Genomic DNA, 16485 nt, shown 5'->3' with positions numbered 1-16485 from the left:
TTATGTCCTCCTATCTTTTTGACTTTGGATCTAGAGCATCCCTAAGTCCATCACCAAAAATATTTATAGCTACAACAGTAAAAAGTATACACACACCTGCTGGAACCCAAAGCCATGGATAATGCTCTAGTTTATATAAATCACTTACTGATTGAACCATATTTCCCCAAGATGGTGTTGGAGGAACAACCCCTAAGCCCAAAAAACTAAGGGAAGATTCTATTAATATTGCACTACCTATATTAAGAGTAGCTGACACAATAATTGATGGAATTGTATTTGGAAGAAGGTGTTTGAATATTTTTTTTCTATCCGTAAGTCCTAGGCAATTTGTAGCAAGCATAAACTCCTGTTCTCTTAAAGTAAGTATTTGCCCCCTTACAATACGGCTTAGTCCAGGCCAGGAAAGTATTCCTATTATGAACATTAAGAAGGGGACTTTATATTGCGCTTTTATATTTAAATCACTAAATAGTGCTGAAAGGGTAATTAATATTGGAAAAAATGGAACACACAAAAAAATATCGGCTATTCTCATAATTATGCTATCGGTTATTCCGCCATAAAACCCAGAAACGGCTCCAAGCACACTTCCAACAAGTATTTCAACAACAACAGCAGCAACTCCAACTGATAAAGATATCCTTCCTGCATACATAAGCCTTGTAAGTACATCCCTGCCAAGTTCATCTGTTCCAAGCAAATGTTTAAGACTTGGACCTATAGTTGGATTATTATAATCCATAGTTTCAGCAGTATATGGAGATATTACAGGTCCCAAAACTGAAAATAAAATCATGAATATAAGGATGCACATTCCTATTAGTGCAAGTTTATTCTTTTTTAATCTCCTCCAAGCCATTCTTGAAGGGCTTATAATTCTTTCATCAGCGTTTATCAGATTTGTATTAATATTCACTTTACTTTCCAATATAATCACCTTCTATTCTTCAAGTCTAATTCTAGGATCAACAATTGCATACGCAATGTCTGCGACCAAATTTCCAAGAAGAGTAAGTACTGCAATTAGCATATTGAAGCCCATAAGTAATTGATAATCTCTATGACTTACTGCCTGAAGTGCTACTCTTCCAATTCCCGGCCAAGAAAATATTTGTTCTGTTATTATAGCTCCACAAAATAATCCTGGTATCCACATTCCAAGTATTGTTATTACCGGAATCAAACTATTTTTAAGTGCATGTTTATATATAACAATACTTTCCTTCAAGCCCTTTGCTCTAGCTGTTACTATATAATCCTGCCTTATAACCTCAAGCATACTTGTCCTCATATACCTCATAAGGCTTGCAACACTCTCAAAGGTTAAAACAACAAGTGGCAAAAACATGTGATAAGCTATATCTCCTATTCTTTTTACACCTGTAGCATTACTACCAGAAGTAGTCATTCCCGATACCGGGAACAACTTAAGATCTACGCATAACCATTTTATAAGAAGTAAACCTGTAAAGAATGAAGGTATTGATATTCCTATAAGCGCTAATATTGTGAAAACTGAATCAAAAACAGAATACTGCTTTGTGGCAGATATAATTCCTATTGGTATTGCAATAAGTATTGCTACTATAAATGCCGCAAAGGAGAGGGCAAAGGAATTCCATATATAGCTTTTAATAACTGTGCTTACACTTTGCCTATAATCTAGTGAATATCCGAAATTACCACTTAAAGCATTTTTTAACCAATTTAAATACTGAACTGGTTTTGATTCATCAAGATGATACAAATGCCTTAATTGAGTCACCTTTGCTGCACTCATATGACTGTTTACACCCATGTTGTCAACTATATCTCCTGGTGCAAGTGAAAATACTAGAAATATAATTATTGAAACGCCTAGAAGTATAGGAATCATTTGTAGTAATCTTTTCACTATATATCGTGACATTTATAATTCTCCTTCCTACTTTACTTCAGCTTTAAATAAATAGTGAGCATAAGAATTATAAGGTAAGAATTTAATTCCGCTTACTCTAGCACTGCTTGCCCATACTGTTTGTGGCTGATAAGTAAATATAAATGGCAAATCTTCATTAATAATTTTATATATTTTTTGCTCTATAGCTGTCTTCTTTCCTTCATCTTTTTCTGCATAAGCTTGTGCTATAAGCTCATCTACCTTTGAATTTGAATATGACATATTATTACTTGGAGCTCCCGTTTTAAAATTTGCTGCTAAATCTGAAGATAATGCATCAGCGCCTAATGAGGTTCCCATTAAATATGCTTCAAAATCTTTTTCATCTGTCTTACTTAAAAGAGTATTAAGATCCATAAGCTGTGGTTCAACATCTATTCCAAGCAACTTATAGTTTGCTTTTATAATTGGTATTTCTAATTTATGTGCAGCATTAGTTGATGATGACATTAAATGAATTATAAATTTCTTGCCATCTTTTTCTCTTATCCCATCAGAACCTTTTTTCCATCCTGCCTCATCAAGTAGTTTATTGGCTTTATCAACATTGTATTTATATTGATTAACATCGTTTGTGTATGATGCATGTGCTTTAGATTGTGGTTCATTTATTATATATGCATTTCCCTTAAACACTGACTTAGCCATTTGTTCTCTGTTTAAGCCATATTCAAGAGCTTGACGTACTCTTTTATCACTAAACTTTGGATCTTTACAATTTACACCTATATAAAATATGCTTGAAGAAGGAAAAGTAGTGTAATCCATAAATCCCATTGATTTTACTTGATCTATATTTTCAGGCGTACCATTAAAGGTATCTATATCAGTTTCTCCAGAAGTTAAATTCTGCATTTTATTTTCCTCGGTTGTAGCTTTAAATATTAAATTTTTAATCTTAGGCGTACCCTTCCAATAATATTTATTAGCTGTAAGATCAACTTCTTGTCCTGGTATATATTTAGTAACCTCATATGCTCCACAGCCTATAGGTTTTTGAAGTTTTGCCTCAATACCTTTAGTATTTCCTGGCGTATAGTCACTTCCAAAATAATCTTTTGAAATAATAGTTGTACCTATAAGATACAATATTGAAGAGTTGGCCTTTTCAAGTGTAACTGATATTGTGTGTGGATCTTTAATCTTTATTCCTTCAATATCCTTAGCAGTTCCTGCTTTAAAAGCTTCTCCACCTTTAATTGGTATTGCTTTACAATCTACTGCTCCAGAAAAGCTAGGATCAAATACTAATTCTAATGAAAATTTAACATCCTCAGCTGTAAGCGGCTTACCATTACTAAATTTAACATCATCTCTTAAATGAAAAGTATAAGTTAATCCATCACTGGATATATCCCAGTTTTTAGCTATACCTGAAATTGGTTTTCCATTATCATCAAAGTCAACAAGACCATCACTAACTGCATCGCTAATATAAGCATCAGTAATAGTTTGAGCATAAAAGCTAACAAAATTTCCCCCTGGTACATCACTTCCAATTATTAATGTATCCTTCCTATTTTTAGCTGCATCTGGAATCTTACTGTTATCAGAAGCTTTATTTACTTTTATAACATTTTCTACTTTGGGTTCAGCATTATCCTTTGCAGTGGAATTACCAGTGGAACTACCTCCACATCCAGTAAGCCCTATTGAAGAAATCACAGCAGTTATTACAGAAAAAGTGACTAATTTTTTTTTCATATTTTTGCCCCCTTAATTTATTTATTTTTATTATTGGCTATGTTTTAAATAAGTGTTGATTTTCACACTTATTTAAAACATAGCTTCCTTTAATATGCTTAGCTATTTTTATTATTAAATTTTTTTATAGTTTTCATTTAGAATTTACTTCAATGGCCTTTGTTACAAATCCATTTTCTTCTTCTAACAATTTTTGAGCTTTATCTTTGTCAACACCAGCCTTTAGCATTACAATAGCAACTTTAGGATTAAACTCAGACTTTTCTAAATATTCTTTAGCTTTTTCCTTTTGTACATTTGTAGCATATTGAATTATTCTTACTGCTCTATCTAATAGTTTTTTATTGCTAAGTTGAAGATCAACCATAAGATTGCCATATACTTTTCCAAGCTTTATCATTGCTGCAGTAGTTATCATATTAAGAACAAGTTTTTGTGAAGTGCCAGCCTTCATTCTTGTTGAACCCATAATAACTTCTGGTCCTACAACAGGATTAATTTTAATATCTACTTCTTCATTTATTAATGAATTTTTGTTATTGCTTATTCCTATAGTTGCAATTCCATTTTTTTTAGCTTCTTTCATTGCCCCAATTACAAAAGGAGTTCGTCCACTTGCTGTTATGCCTATTAAAACATCTTTTGAATTCATACCTTTTTCTTTAATAATGCTTCTTCCCTTTTCTTCATCATCTTCAGCCCCCTCAATTGATGCAAAAATTGCTTTACTTCCACCAGCTATAATACCTTGTACTATTTCTGGGTCAGTGCTATATGTAGGAGGGCACTCTGAAGCATCTAATATTCCAAGCCTACCACTTGTTCCTGCCCCAACATAAAAAAGTCTTCCATTATTTTTTAGTTTTTCACTAACAACATCAACAGCTTTAGCAATACTTTGAATTTCTTCTCTAACAACATAAGCAACCTTAATATCCTCATTGTTTATAGAATTAAGTATTTCAACTGTACTCATGGTATCAATATTTTTTGTATTTTCATTTACCTGTTCGGTAATAAGACTTTCTAAATATGAACTCATTTTCACACCCCAAAACTGTAATATTTATTTTTAAAACTTTATTTCATGAATATATTAACATTCGTAAAACAAATTGTCAACACTATTAATAAATTTTTAGTCATTTTATTGACAATCTATTATTATGCAACGTATTATATTGATAATATATCATTATAGCGTGATTCCCATGTGTTTTATATTAATATATTGCAATAATTGTAAAATATACATTATTGTTTTTTGTATAGCTATGTTTTAAATAAGTGTTGAAAATTGATACATTATTGAACATATGCTATAATAAGGCGAAATATACAGTTTTATTGGTATATAATCGAATTTTAGAAAGTACATACTTGTAGTTATTCCAAAGTTAGTATTGTTTTTAGATTAGAAAGGAGGCTATTATGCTTAATTTTGAAATAAATTATCCTTCATCAAATTATAAAAATTATATTGAATCCGTTTATGAATTTTGTAAAAATAATAGATTTTCAATGATTTTAAAGGGGTCTTTAGCAAAAGGTACAGCAACAAAATTTTCTGACATTGACTTAATAATTTTAGGTAACATTGATAGTTATAAAGTTGATGGAATTATTTCACTCTATGGTAATCCAGTAATGACCAATTTTACTGAAAACCCTAAAGGTATATTAATCTTGGTTTATCAAGATAACATTTCTGTTGATTTGGACATAAGGGAAACAATTTCACAACAAGATTTGCAAAACAGTATAGTTCTTTTGAAATATGATACAAACTTTACTATAAATAACAAAGAAACTATAAGAAAACAAGTAGAATCTAATTACATTCCTAATAGACCAGAATGGTATAAGGTATTAAGGTTATTGCATAGAGGAACCATAAAGTATCTATCTAATAAAACTGATAGTGCCTATGGTTTATTAGAAGAAATTAAAGAGAGCCTTATTTCATTGAAAATTACTGATTTAAGTTTTAATAACAACTTTGAAGATGATATAAAATGTATTTTTGATAAACTCTGTAAAGAATTCGAAGTTAATTCGCAAATTGAAGTCCTATTTGACAATCTCTTCAAAGAATTTTAGATAAAGAATATTTTTTTAAGTTGGTTAGTTCCAACACTATTCTAAAACTCAGAATTATATAAAAATGGGTGTGGCAGTTCCACACCCATTTTTAACTTTACAAATAAACTCTTTCATTTATCAATTTAATAGGACTATACCCATTAAGAATACCTTCAATTATATTTTGCTTTAGCAAATCATACGCTTGAAAAATTACTTTGGCTTTTTCAATATCATGATAAACCTTCCAGTATCCTATCAATTTACATTCTTTATCAGGACAATCCACAAAAGTTACCACATCTTCTGTAGGATAGCCTAAAAAAATTCCAATTTCATGTGGACAAGCCTTTTGATATCTCTCACTTAAAAGCTGCATGCACTGCTGAAGGTTCATCTCATTATTATATCCAAATCTATTTAAAAACCTCATGTTTAATTTATCATTTAAATTAGATTTAAGCATTTCATAATTATAAAATATAACAATAGTGCTATTTTGATTTTTTTTCAATTCAAAATAATCAATGTTTAATTTTTCTTTTACTTTACTTTTATATTTATCCCATAATTTATTTAGCCTTCTTCCATTTTCATTAAAAATAATAAGGGAGGCTGTTTTCTGCTTTTTTAAAGTTGGTCCTGAATTACATATTATAATGGATAGTAGATGCTCAAAATCATTATAACTATTAATAATTTTAAAAAACTTATTTACTTTATCTTTGCTCATAAAACAACCTCCTATTAGGGCATCTTAAAAAAATAATATTTCTATTTTGAAGCTAAGTACGCACCTAATTTTTTACAACCTTCCAATCCACCGTCATCTGGTTCATTATTTATTATAAGACTTTCGTGAACAAGCTTTGCTCCATATCCTTCCATTTCATTTTCCCAGCTTGTCATCCAATCACCAGTACCCCAACCGTAAGAACCAAACAAGACAATATTTTTATTGTTAACTTCTTTTGAAACTGATTCTATAAATGGTTCCATTTCAGACTCTTCAAGTTGCTCATCTCCCATGGCCGGGCATCCAAAAGCCACCACATCAGCATTTATTACATCTGAAATTTCTGCTTCCCCAGCAGTAATAAGTTTAACCTCTGTATTTCCAGCTTCTATTCCTTCTTTTATTGCCTTTGCCATAGCTTCTGTATTACCTGTACCACTCCAATAAATAATTGATATTTTTTTCATAATTTAAAGCCTCCCATTAATTTTATTTTCAATGTGTGACCAAGCTCGCTTAGAAAAAATAAGCTTTATGCCTTGTCTTCTTGTTTCTTTTTTTATTATGTTCATTAAAGGGTGTTCTATATAATCTATAAGTACTAAGACTAAATCTATTTCATTTGATATTTTTATTTTTCTATCTCCATGTTTACGTCCTGTCACATGAAATATATTAGAAAATCCACTTTGGGATAATTTATCCTCAATATTTCCGAGCTTATCTCCTCCAACCACCAAAACACTCATTTTCATCTTTCCTTTTTACTTATTGATTATCATTCTCAATTAAGCTTAAAATTTTACACAGCTGCCCTTCCCTTTTCAGTAAGCTTCCATAAATCAATGTTTACATTATCTTTACCACTGCAACAACTCTTCTTTTTTCCTGAACTGCAACAGCCACAATCACAACCAGATGAGGCATTCATATTGTCCCTTTTTATATATCCAAGTCTTTCAAGCTGTGATACCATTTGTTCTACCATACCCTCATCTATTCCAAGCTCCTTTGCCATAATTTTGTTTGAATACAAACCGCCTTCTGAAAGCCTCTTTAAAATCTTCATCATCATAAAAAATCATCCTTCCTTGTTAATATCGTTTAAACAAATCCCATAAGTCTTCCAACTTGATATACTATTACTGCACATATCCATCCAATTCCACAAGTATATGCTACAGCAGCCCATGCCCATTTACTTGAATTTGTTTCACTTTTTATTGCCCCTATAGTTGCGACACATGGAACATATAAAAGGCACATTACCATAAATGACATTGCTGTAAGTGGTGTAAAGGTATTTTGTATTGCGTGAAAAAGATGTACTCCTTCATCTACCCCATAAATTGTTCCAAAGGTACCAACAACGGCTTCCTTAGCTGCAAATCCAGTTATAAGTGCAACTCCTGCCTGCCAAGTTCCAAAACCTGCTGGTTTAAATATAGGTGCTATTAATGCTCCCAATCTTGCTAAAATAGTCTTATCTTGCGCTACACCTGCTGGCAAATTAGTAAGTACCCAAACAATTATACATACTGCTAAAATAACAGTTCCTGCTTTCTTTAAAAAGTGACTTGATTTTTCCCACATGTGAATTAAAATTCCTTTAAGCGTCGGTATACGATAAGGTGGAAGTTCCATAACAAAATATGAGTTTTCGCCCTTAAACACTTTTGAACTTAAAAATTTTCCCATTAATATTGCAACTAAAATTCCTAAGGCATAAAGTATAAATACTATAAGTCCGCCTTCACTAAATATTCCTATTCTTTTATTTGCGAAAAACGCTCCAATAAACAATCCATAGATTTCAAGCCTTGCTGGACATGATATAAAAGGACTTATTAAAATAGCTATCATTCTATCTTTTTTATTTTCAAGTGTCCTTGCTGACATTATTCCTGCAACATTGCAGCCTGACCCAATTATAAGAGATACTGCTGTCTTACCATGAAGTCCAAGCGCATGCATAAGTCTATCCATTACATATGCTGCTCTTGCCATATATCCACTGTCTTCAAGAAGTGAAATTAAAAAGAACATTATCAAAATCATCGGCAAGAATCCCAGAACTGAACCAACACCACCGAAAATACCATCACGAACAAAATCACCTAAAAGCTGCGGTGCTCCTATCCCTCTGAGCGTAAAATCAATATTAGTTCCAAGCTGCCCTATCTTATCATTTACGAAATCTGAAAGTGTTCCATTACCAAGACCTATTGAAATTTGATAAACTGCAAACATAATAATTGCAAATATAGGTATTCCAAGCCATTTATTGGTAACCACTTTATCTATTTTATCAGACGCAGTTTCTTTAATAGCTACATCCTTTTCAACACTACCTTTAACTACTTCACTTATTTTTTCATATCTTTTATCAATTATAAATGCATCTGGCTCATAACCAATGGATTCAGTCAAACTTTGTATGCTGTTTTGCACTTGATTTTTTACAGCATTTGTTTTTGCCCTTTCTTGTACATATTTATTTACATATTCATCATTTTCTATAAGCTTTAACGCTGTCCATGAAGCTGGATAATCTAAAGCTGCGCCACTTTCTAAAAAAGAACTTTCAATTTCTTTAATTTCTTTTTGAACTTTAGGTCCATAATTAATTTTATATAGTTCCTTATTAGAAGAATCCCCAAGTTTAATCGCTTCACTTACAAGTTCATTTATCCCCTGTTTTTTAGGCGCTACAGTTGGAACCGCTGGAATCCCAATAGCCCTTGATAATTTCTCTATATCAATTTGTATGTTTTTATTTTTAGCTTCATCCATCATGTTTAATGCTAAAACAACTTTAGCTCCAGTTTCAAGAATTTGCATTGTTAGATATAAGTTTCTTTCAAGGTTGCAAGAATCAACAACATTGATAACTACATCTGGTTTTTCTTTAAGTATAAAATCACGAGCTACAACCTCATCTTCTGAATAGGCTCCTAGGCTATATGTTCCTGGTAAATCTACTATTGTTATATCTCTTCCTTGAAATTTAAGTTTTCCTTCTTTTTTTTCAACTGTAACACCAGGCCAGTTTCCTACATGCTGTCTTGACCCTGTAAGTTCATTAAATAAACTGGTTTTACCACAGTTAGGATTACCAGCTAAAGCAATTACCAAATCTTTACTCATCATCAAACCTCCAATGTATTTTAAACTTCTCTTACCATAACTTTTTGCGCCATTGATCTTCCAAGTACAAGTCTTGTTTCTCCAAGCTTTACTACTAAATGGCCTATGTCATTATTCATTATCTCTATTATGGTTCCTTTACTAAGTCCCATTTCCATTAATTTCTTACACATAATTTCGCCACCAACTACATCCTTAATTTCAGCACTTCTTCCCATTGAAACAGAATTTAATGGCATGTTTATTTCCTTCATAAAATTCCCCCCTATACAAATTTTTATATAACTTCAACTAAAATATCCTTTGCTTCATTTTTTCTTAAGCTCAAACTATATCCTCTTAATTGAAGCTCTATGGGATCCCCCATAGGTGCTTTTCCTGCTACAAAGATTTCTGTTCCCCTAACAATCCCCATATCCATAATTTTTCTTCTTACTTTACTTTCCGGAACTATTCCAACAACCTTAACCTTAGATTTAATTTCAACTTCATTTAGGCCTATTCCATTTGTCATAATATCACGCTCCTAAAATACTAATAAATTATTTTAATGATTTTGATTATCATTAATTGTTGATAATCATTATCACTGTCTTTATTCTATTACTTTCCAAATGATATGTCAATAGGAAACTTAATTTATAGTTAAGCAATTTGGAAAATTGAAATTGCTAATGCAAAATTCATCCTATTAAATTACAATTTAACACAGAGTACAGAGTACAACGAAGGATGATTTTTCTCCGTTAGCACTGCGAAAAATCTCAAAACTTATTTTTTTATTGCTGCGCAATTGCACCATTGATGGCGCTCAGCGAAGCTGACAACATTAAGTTTAAGATTTACCTGAGAGAAGCGAAAGGCAAATCATCCTTCACTCTACTCTCTACTCTTTACTCTGATTCAAATTATAATTTGCTTATTTCTATATAATCGTAATATAATAAAAATCAACGACACTGATTATTAATACAATAAAATGGGAGGATAAATTATGAGTGAACTTGCAAAAAGATTAAATCAATGTAAAAAACCAACTGGAGAATTAGGGAAAACTGTTGTTGACGATATGAATGTAAGACATTTTGAATTAACAAGCTGGGGCCTTAAAAAAGTACATATTAAAAATAACAATACTGTACTTGATATAGGCTGTGGCGGTGGTAGAACAGTATATGAATTAGCTTCTACAGTAACTTCTGGTAAAGTTTTTGGTATCGATTATTCCTTAGACTGCGTAAAATGGTCTAAAGATTATAACAAAAAATTTATAGATAATAATACAGTTGAAATTCTTCATGGAAGTGTGGAAAAACTTCCATTTGAAGATAATAAGTTTAACATTATAACCGCAGTAGAAACTATTTACTTTTGGCCCCATATACTTGAAAATTTTAAAGAAGTAAAAAGAATATTAAAACAATCCGGGAAATTTGTTATAATATGCGAAATGTATTCTAGCGAAAGATTTAAAGAAAGAAATGATGAACTTGTAGCTACATCAGATATGAAGATTTATACCCCAGAACAGTTAAAAGATTTATTAAAACAGGCTGGTTTTAGTGAAATAACTATAGACTTAGTAGAAGAGAAAAACTGGCTGTGCTGTATATGTGAAAAATAATGGAACCTTTTTTTCAGAGTACGGAGTACAGTGTACAGTGAAGGATGATTTTTCTACGCGAGCGTAGAAAAATCTAAAAACTTATTTTTTTATTGCTTCGCAATCGCGCCATACATGGTGCTCAGCGAAGCTCACAACATTAAGTTTAAGATTTACCTGAGAGAAGCGAAAGGCAAATCATCATTCACTGTACTCTGTACTCTGTCATCTGTACTTTCCTCGACAAATTGTACATCTATAGTACAACTTCCTTTATTATTAATTTTAATACTGTTTGCCTTTTAGCATTTCCGCATATTCTTTTGGACATGATAATAAATATCCACAATGTTTAAAGCCATTCTTTTTAATAATACGACTATATTTATATTTTTTTAAACGAAAAATGCATAAACGTGCTGGTTCTTTAGTACCATATAAAAATACAACAGATTTCTGTGCTGTTATATCTAATTTAGGCAGTGTAAAGCTATAACAAGCATATGCCAAATTTTTGACGTTTTCTTCCGTTATATGGCGGCATACTTCAATCATTTGATTACCTAAACCAGGAAAAATATTATCTAATTTTTCAATAGCATTTTCTGGGTTTTGACGTATATTACTGCAAATATTGCAGAATTTTTTTGCTGCGATTTTTTTTAATAATGGTCCAAATTTAAAAAATGGTCCCCCTTCTAAGTATACTTTATTTATAAGAATTTCATTTCGCTTATATATCTCAAATGCAATAATAGCCCCTAATGATGTTCCCAGTATAAAATCTAATTCTTTAATATTACTATCCTTTAAGTAAGCAAGTATTTTATCTGCTTCGTCTTCAACTGATAAAAATATAGAATTTTCATCTACATCATGTCCATCTAATGTTGGCATAATTATAAAATAGTCCACTTTTAAATATTCTGTTAAAGTCATAAAAATTCCTGGTGTCACAAACATGGCATGTATAAGCAAAATTTTGTGACCATTAGGATTCCCTGTAGTTTTAAATTTCATACAATATCATCCTTTCGAACGTGATATATCTCCTCCAATATTCTAGTTTTATGTTAATTCTCCTTTCATAAAAAAGATTAGTTAGTCTAACCTAACTAATCTGCCCTATATGTACTTTTATTTTGTTGTAATCCCTGCAATATATCTGCAGCAAATTTATCTGGAAATCTTAAGCAGTATTCTCCATGTCCAGAATCCATAATTTTTCTAAATTTTACATTAGTCCATATTTTCTTTACATACTTTATATCTAAGGCGCGGTCTTTTTCTTCTCTTTCACCATACCAATATTCTATCTTAGTATCAAGCATTGGTAATGGATCTGGCATTAAATAATTGTTACAAGATTCAAATACTCTCCAAATTGACTTTCCATTGTAATGACGCAGTGCTTTATAAAATCCATCAATTACTTCATTTGTGTACTTATCTGGTGGAAAAAATCTCTCTACTAATTTCTTGCTGCTTCGTCCCAATTCAAGCATAATAAAATCCCTAACTACTATAAATCTAGTAACAAGCCATGGTAATTCATATGGGGTCATACCTCCATCAATAACAGCATACTTTACTTTAATCCGATTATTAGCAAGCATGTGAATAGCTAATCCACCTCCCATTGATAATCCATAAAGACCATCAATTTTATCATATCCTTTATTAAAGAGCCAGTTTTCTGTCTCACATACAACCTCTTCTACACTTGTAAAATCTTCTTTTATAGATAAATCATGACCTGTTATCGCTGGTATTATTACATGAATTTTTTCTGCCATGATTTTTATTGATTTCTCATACATATCCCATGTCATACAAGAACCATGAAACATTAAAAGTATTTTTTCATTTTTGCATCCAAACTCATGAAATTTCATTCTGATTACCTGCCTTTCAAACAAAGTATATCAGATTAAAACGCAAGTCTCAAATTTTCCAAGACTTAGTGCTACTCTCTTCTTCTCTATTCATCATTTCAATCCAATTTATAACCGTATCCAGTAACAATTTTGTATTTCCCATATTACAATGATTTGCAGCATCTTCCTTTTCCGTAAATAGTCTAAATGTTAAAGAATGTACATTAGTTAGTGCATCCATTTCCTCTTTAAATAATTTATAATCTATAAAATGATCCTTATTAGCTCCTATAACCAAAACATCCTGTGTAAGCTTTTCTCCAACATCTATCATCTGAAATTTATTTAATTTCATAATATAATCATATGGTGTCTTAGCCTCATATGCGTACATTCCATGTTCTGCCCCCCACTTTACCATTTCATCTTTACTCATTGCAATTTTGAATGCAAAGTTAATAATTCTCTTTGCCTTTAATTTCATGCATATATGCAAAAATGACTTTTGACTTCTATTTGCCATAGCCATTATTACATGAAGAAAGTTAGGGAAAATTGACCATGCCACAACTCTTTTTATTCTCTTTTCAAAAGCAGCGGCACGAGGAGCTAGCATACCACCAAGAGATGCGCCCATTATTGTCACATCACAAAGCTTTAAATAATCCAAAATCGCACTTACTGGTTTTTCCCACTGATAAGTAAACGGCTTTCCTTGTACTCTCATAACTCCACCTTGACCTGGTCCTTCAAACAAGTAAACATCAAAGCCATGTTCAGCTAAATAAAGCATAGCAAAAAATAACTCTTCAAAATAAGAATCATTTCCACCATGAAGTATAATAGTATCCTTCTTTTCTCCAACGGCTTTAGTATACATAACAGGAAGTTCAACCTCTTCATAAGGCACTTCATATTTTTTAACTGTCCCGTCTTCAAAATACTCTTTATAATAATCATAAAAAAGTTTAGAAGCCTTCATATAATATTTCTTTTTATCTGAATCACCATCATACATAAAAAATTCACTCATTCTATAGTAGGCAATTGCTTCTTTAATTCTATCTTCTGATATAGCAGTATCCCCTAATTTAATCAATTCCTTTTTCCAAGTTTCGCTATTATGAATTTTACCTGCTACTTTTTTAATATCTTCTATGTCACCTTCATTCCACATAACTACACGATTTAATTGATAATTAAAATTTGGATCTTTATTTAAATTATATAAACCCCTTGAAAATGTTATTTTATTCTTTTTCATTTAAAACTCCTCCCATCAAAAAAAGACATTGCTAACTTAAAAGCTATGTCTTTATTTTAACTTCTGCATTCATAATTTACTTGCAAATAAACGCTATTCTATTATAATATAGTTCATGGTGTTTTTTAATTCTTTAGCTGTTACTCCAAACATTGTCTTATTTGTATTTGCAAAATGTGAAGAGCTATTAAATCCTGCCTTAATAGCAGCATCTGTAATATTATATCCCTTGTTCAAATATTCATAAGTCTTTCTCATTTTTTCAATTACTAAAAACTGATTTAAAGATATTCCAACCTGTTCCTTAAATAAATGCGATAACCGACTTTTTGATAAAAATACATGTTTTGCAAGTTCATCTAAAGTGCCCTCAGATATGGAATCTATACAATTTAAATATTCTACAACACTTTCTATTCTATCATCCTTCTTTAGAACTATTTTAACTTTAATATCACACAATTCCATAATTTTCTTAAAAGTTTTCTTATATTCACGTGCAATATTTTCTTTCTTAGCTTCAATAAACTTGCCCCATATTTTTACTATCTCTTTCACATTTTCTTTAGGCAATGCGGCAAAATGTTTTTCCGTAAAATATTGCTTTTGAAATTCTTCAGCAATATCTGAAGTTTCATCAAATAGGAAAACAACAACTTGCTGATTTTTACTATCTATAGTATGCATAACATTCGAATCAATTAAAATTCCATTGCAGCTTATAATTTTTTCTTCAACCCTGCAGCTTATTTCATCCTTCAAACTTATAATTAAATGTTTTGCAAAATGTCTATGCAAGTTAGGATCACTATAATCATCTAACAATAAAATATGATCCATGGAACTATATATTTCTGTCAATTTCATCACTTTCCAATCTAAAAATTCATTAATTATAAAAAATATAATTAAATTAAATCCGAACCATCTTTTCCTAAAAACCGTTTTATTTGAAATACATGTAAAGCAAAATTGCATGTATTGTACAAAAAGCTTGGCATTAAAAATTCTTCCTTTCTCTAACTATTTTTTATCTTATCATAATAACATCTTTGCTGTACATATCCTTATTGCAATTATCCCACCGGCGCTATTAATAATTCTATAAGCTTGTATACATATCTTTACAACTTTACAAGATGTGCTATAATATGGTTGTCTATAGATAATCATATTATACAACGGAAGGAGACTTAACCATATATGAAAAATTACAAAGAATTATCTAAAAATGAATTTAACAAAGAAGCAAAAAAATTCGATCATGCAAAAAGTACAGACATTTATAAAATGTGCCAGGAAAGCTATGGTTCCTTGCTTGAAGAAACAAATAAAGAATGTTTTCATTCATTACTTGATGTAGGATGTGGCACTGGTAATTCTATTGAGAAACTTTATAGCGAAAATTCAGAACGAAGCTATACAGGCATTGACCTTTCAGAAAATATGATAAAGATTGCCCGTAATAAAGAACTTAAAGGTGTAAACTTTCTGGTAGGAGATGCGGAAAATCTGGCTTTTGAAGAAAACAAATTTGATGTAATTATCTGTAAAGAAAGCTTTCATCATTATCCAAATGTAAATAACTTTTTTGAAAGTGCATATCGTGTTTTAAAACCAGGTGGACGTATGATTATTCTTGATATGACAATCCCTTTACTTGGAAGATGGATTGATAATCATATTATTCTTAAATTAATAAATACCGGAGATGTTCATATTTATGGACTCAAAGAAGTAGAGGAGTTATACAAAAATGTAGGATTCAAAATTGAACGTCTCGAAAAAATTGGTAAAATGAGGTTTATTAGTACAGGAAGAAAAAAATAATTCAAAGGTTTATTCATCAGAAGAACTCACATCCTTCCATTATAGCGCTTTTATCCACTCAATCGTCTTATTAAATGCATCCATACGGCTCTTTAAACATTCTTTTGGATATTTTCGTTCTATCTTAAACATTTTAGCTTTAGACGCTGATAAAGGGACAAGGATGTGGCTTGCTTTTTCACAGCAAATTTCTTCCGCTTCATATTTCCACTTCTTCGTTTTAAGACGATTCATCATATAACGTACAGAATCACTGCTTGGCCAACAAAGATCTTCTTTAGCATAAATAAACAATATATT

At 31.0% G+C, this 16485-nt stretch carries 19 protein-coding genes; 3 read left to right on the top strand and 16 right to left on the bottom strand.

Annotation, left to right across the window (positions count from 1 at the left end):
* Nucleotides 1-10 precede the first annotated feature (10 nt).
* The 4 genes from opp4C to murQ form a co-directional block, all read right to left on the bottom strand.
* Nucleotides 11-862 carry an oligopeptide ABC transporter permease gene (gene opp4C, locus CUEA01_RS07340; protein ID WP_234122138.1) on the bottom strand — a complete coding sequence of 284 codons (852 nt, stop codon included), beginning with the start codon at nt 860-862 and terminating at the stop codon, nt 11-13.
* An 81-nt stretch (nt 863-943) separates the two neighbouring features.
* Complete coding sequence (locus CUEA01_RS07335; RefSeq protein ID WP_234120901.1) at nt 944-1912, bottom strand: ABC transporter permease; 969 nt, start codon at nt 1910-1912, stop codon at nt 944-946.
* Between the two features lie 15 nt (nt 1913-1927).
* Nucleotides 1928-3646: an ABC transporter substrate-binding protein gene (locus CUEA01_RS07330; RefSeq protein ID WP_234120898.1), complete on the bottom strand. Its 1719-nt coding sequence runs from the start codon at nt 3644-3646 to the stop codon at nt 1928-1930.
* A gap of 133 nt (nt 3647-3779) precedes the next feature.
* Nucleotides 3780-4688 carry an N-acetylmuramic acid 6-phosphate etherase gene (murQ, locus tag CUEA01_RS07325; RefSeq protein ID WP_234120895.1) on the bottom strand — a complete coding sequence of 303 codons (909 nt, stop codon included), beginning with the start codon at nt 4686-4688 and terminating at the stop codon, nt 3780-3782.
* A 389-nt stretch (nt 4689-5077) separates the two neighbouring features.
* On the opposite strand from murQ, the gene CUEA01_RS07320 reads away from it, so the two are divergent.
* Nucleotides 5078-5746: a nucleotidyltransferase domain-containing protein gene (locus CUEA01_RS07320; protein WP_234120891.1), complete on the top strand. Its 669-nt coding sequence runs from the start codon at nt 5078-5080 to the stop codon at nt 5744-5746.
* 97 nt (nt 5747-5843) lie between these two features.
* On the opposite strand, the gene CUEA01_RS07315 is transcribed toward CUEA01_RS07320, so the two are convergent.
* Genes CUEA01_RS07315 through CUEA01_RS07285 form a run of 7 tightly spaced genes read right to left on the bottom strand, consistent with a single transcriptional unit; the run spans nt 5844 to nt 10125 of the window.
* The gene (locus CUEA01_RS07315) at nt 5844-6461 is read right to left on the bottom strand and encodes a DUF3793 family protein (RefSeq protein WP_234120888.1); all 618 of its coding nucleotides are present in this window, start codon (nt 6459-6461) and stop codon (nt 5844-5846) included.
* 41 nt (nt 6462-6502) lie between these two features.
* On the bottom strand, nt 6503-6931 hold the full coding sequence (locus CUEA01_RS07310) for a flavodoxin (protein ID WP_234120885.1): 429 nt from the start codon (nt 6929-6931) through the stop codon (nt 6503-6505).
* A 3-nt stretch (nt 6932-6934) separates the two neighbouring features.
* Entirely contained in the window at nt 6935-7213 is a 279-nt protein-coding gene (locus CUEA01_RS07305) for a DUF2325 domain-containing protein (protein ID WP_234120882.1), read from the bottom strand.
* 53 nt (nt 7214-7266) lie between these two features.
* Complete coding sequence (locus tag CUEA01_RS07300) at nt 7267-7539, bottom strand: winged helix-turn-helix transcriptional regulator (RefSeq protein WP_234120879.1); 273 nt, start codon at nt 7537-7539, stop codon at nt 7267-7269.
* Nucleotides 7540-7568: 29 nt separating this feature from the next.
* The gene (gene feoB, locus CUEA01_RS07295) at nt 7569-9614 is read right to left on the bottom strand and encodes a ferrous iron transport protein B (RefSeq protein ID WP_234120876.1); all 2046 of its coding nucleotides are present in this window, start codon (nt 9612-9614) and stop codon (nt 7569-7571) included.
* A 17-nt stretch (nt 9615-9631) separates the two neighbouring features.
* Nucleotides 9632-9865 (bottom strand): FeoA family protein, encoded by a 234-nt coding sequence (locus CUEA01_RS07290; RefSeq protein WP_234120874.1) that lies wholly within the window; start codon nt 9863-9865, stop codon nt 9632-9634.
* A gap of 23 nt (nt 9866-9888) precedes the next feature.
* Nucleotides 9889-10125 carry a FeoA family protein gene (locus tag CUEA01_RS07285; RefSeq protein ID WP_234120871.1) on the bottom strand — a complete coding sequence of 79 codons (237 nt, stop codon included), beginning with the start codon at nt 10123-10125 and terminating at the stop codon, nt 9889-9891.
* 480 nt (nt 10126-10605) lie between these two features.
* Between CUEA01_RS07285 and CUEA01_RS07280 the strand changes: the two genes are divergently transcribed.
* On the top strand, nt 10606-11235 hold the full coding sequence (locus CUEA01_RS07280; RefSeq protein WP_234120868.1) for a class I SAM-dependent methyltransferase: 630 nt from the start codon (nt 10606-10608) through the stop codon (nt 11233-11235).
* Nucleotides 11236-11499: 264 nt separating this feature from the next.
* On the opposite strand, the gene CUEA01_RS07275 is transcribed toward CUEA01_RS07280, so the two are convergent.
* The 4 genes from CUEA01_RS07275 to CUEA01_RS07260 form a co-directional block, all read right to left on the bottom strand.
* Nucleotides 11500-12234: an alpha/beta hydrolase gene (locus CUEA01_RS07275; protein ID WP_234120867.1), complete on the bottom strand. Its 735-nt coding sequence runs from the start codon at nt 12232-12234 to the stop codon at nt 11500-11502.
* Nucleotides 12235-12329: 95 nt separating this feature from the next.
* Complete coding sequence (locus CUEA01_RS07270) at nt 12330-13109, bottom strand: alpha/beta fold hydrolase (RefSeq protein WP_234120864.1); 780 nt, start codon at nt 13107-13109, stop codon at nt 12330-12332.
* 49 nt (nt 13110-13158) lie between these two features.
* Nucleotides 13159-14355 carry an alpha/beta hydrolase gene (locus CUEA01_RS07265; protein ID WP_234120861.1) on the bottom strand — a complete coding sequence of 399 codons (1197 nt, stop codon included), beginning with the start codon at nt 14353-14355 and terminating at the stop codon, nt 13159-13161.
* Nucleotides 14356-14448: 93 nt separating this feature from the next.
* The gene (locus CUEA01_RS07260; protein ID WP_234120859.1) at nt 14449-15195 is read right to left on the bottom strand and encodes a helix-turn-helix domain-containing protein; all 747 of its coding nucleotides are present in this window, start codon (nt 15193-15195) and stop codon (nt 14449-14451) included.
* Nucleotides 15196-15558: 363 nt separating this feature from the next.
* Here CUEA01_RS07260 and CUEA01_RS07255 point away from each other — a divergent pair, with 363 nt between their 5' ends.
* Nucleotides 15559-16185 (top strand): class I SAM-dependent methyltransferase, encoded by a 627-nt coding sequence (locus CUEA01_RS07255; protein WP_234120857.1) that lies wholly within the window; start codon nt 15559-15561, stop codon nt 16183-16185.
* Between the two features lie 39 nt (nt 16186-16224).
* On the opposite strand, the gene CUEA01_RS07250 is transcribed toward CUEA01_RS07255, so the two are convergent.
* A complete protein-coding gene (locus tag CUEA01_RS07250) occupies nt 16225-16479 on the bottom strand; it encodes an acyl-CoA thioester hydrolase/BAAT C-terminal domain-containing protein (RefSeq protein ID WP_234120855.1) in 255 nt (84 codons plus the stop codon).
* Nucleotides 16480-16485 lie beyond the last annotated feature (6 nt).

Origin of the sequence: Clostridium hydrogenum (assembly GCF_021432385.1) — a bacterium.
In the GTDB taxonomy this organism is placed as follows: Bacteria; Bacillota; Clostridia; order Clostridiales; family Clostridiaceae; genus Clostridium_S; species Clostridium_S hydrogenum.
The sequence above is the reverse complement of the archived record's forward strand: the minus strand, read 5'-3'. Positions and strand labels throughout refer to the sequence as shown.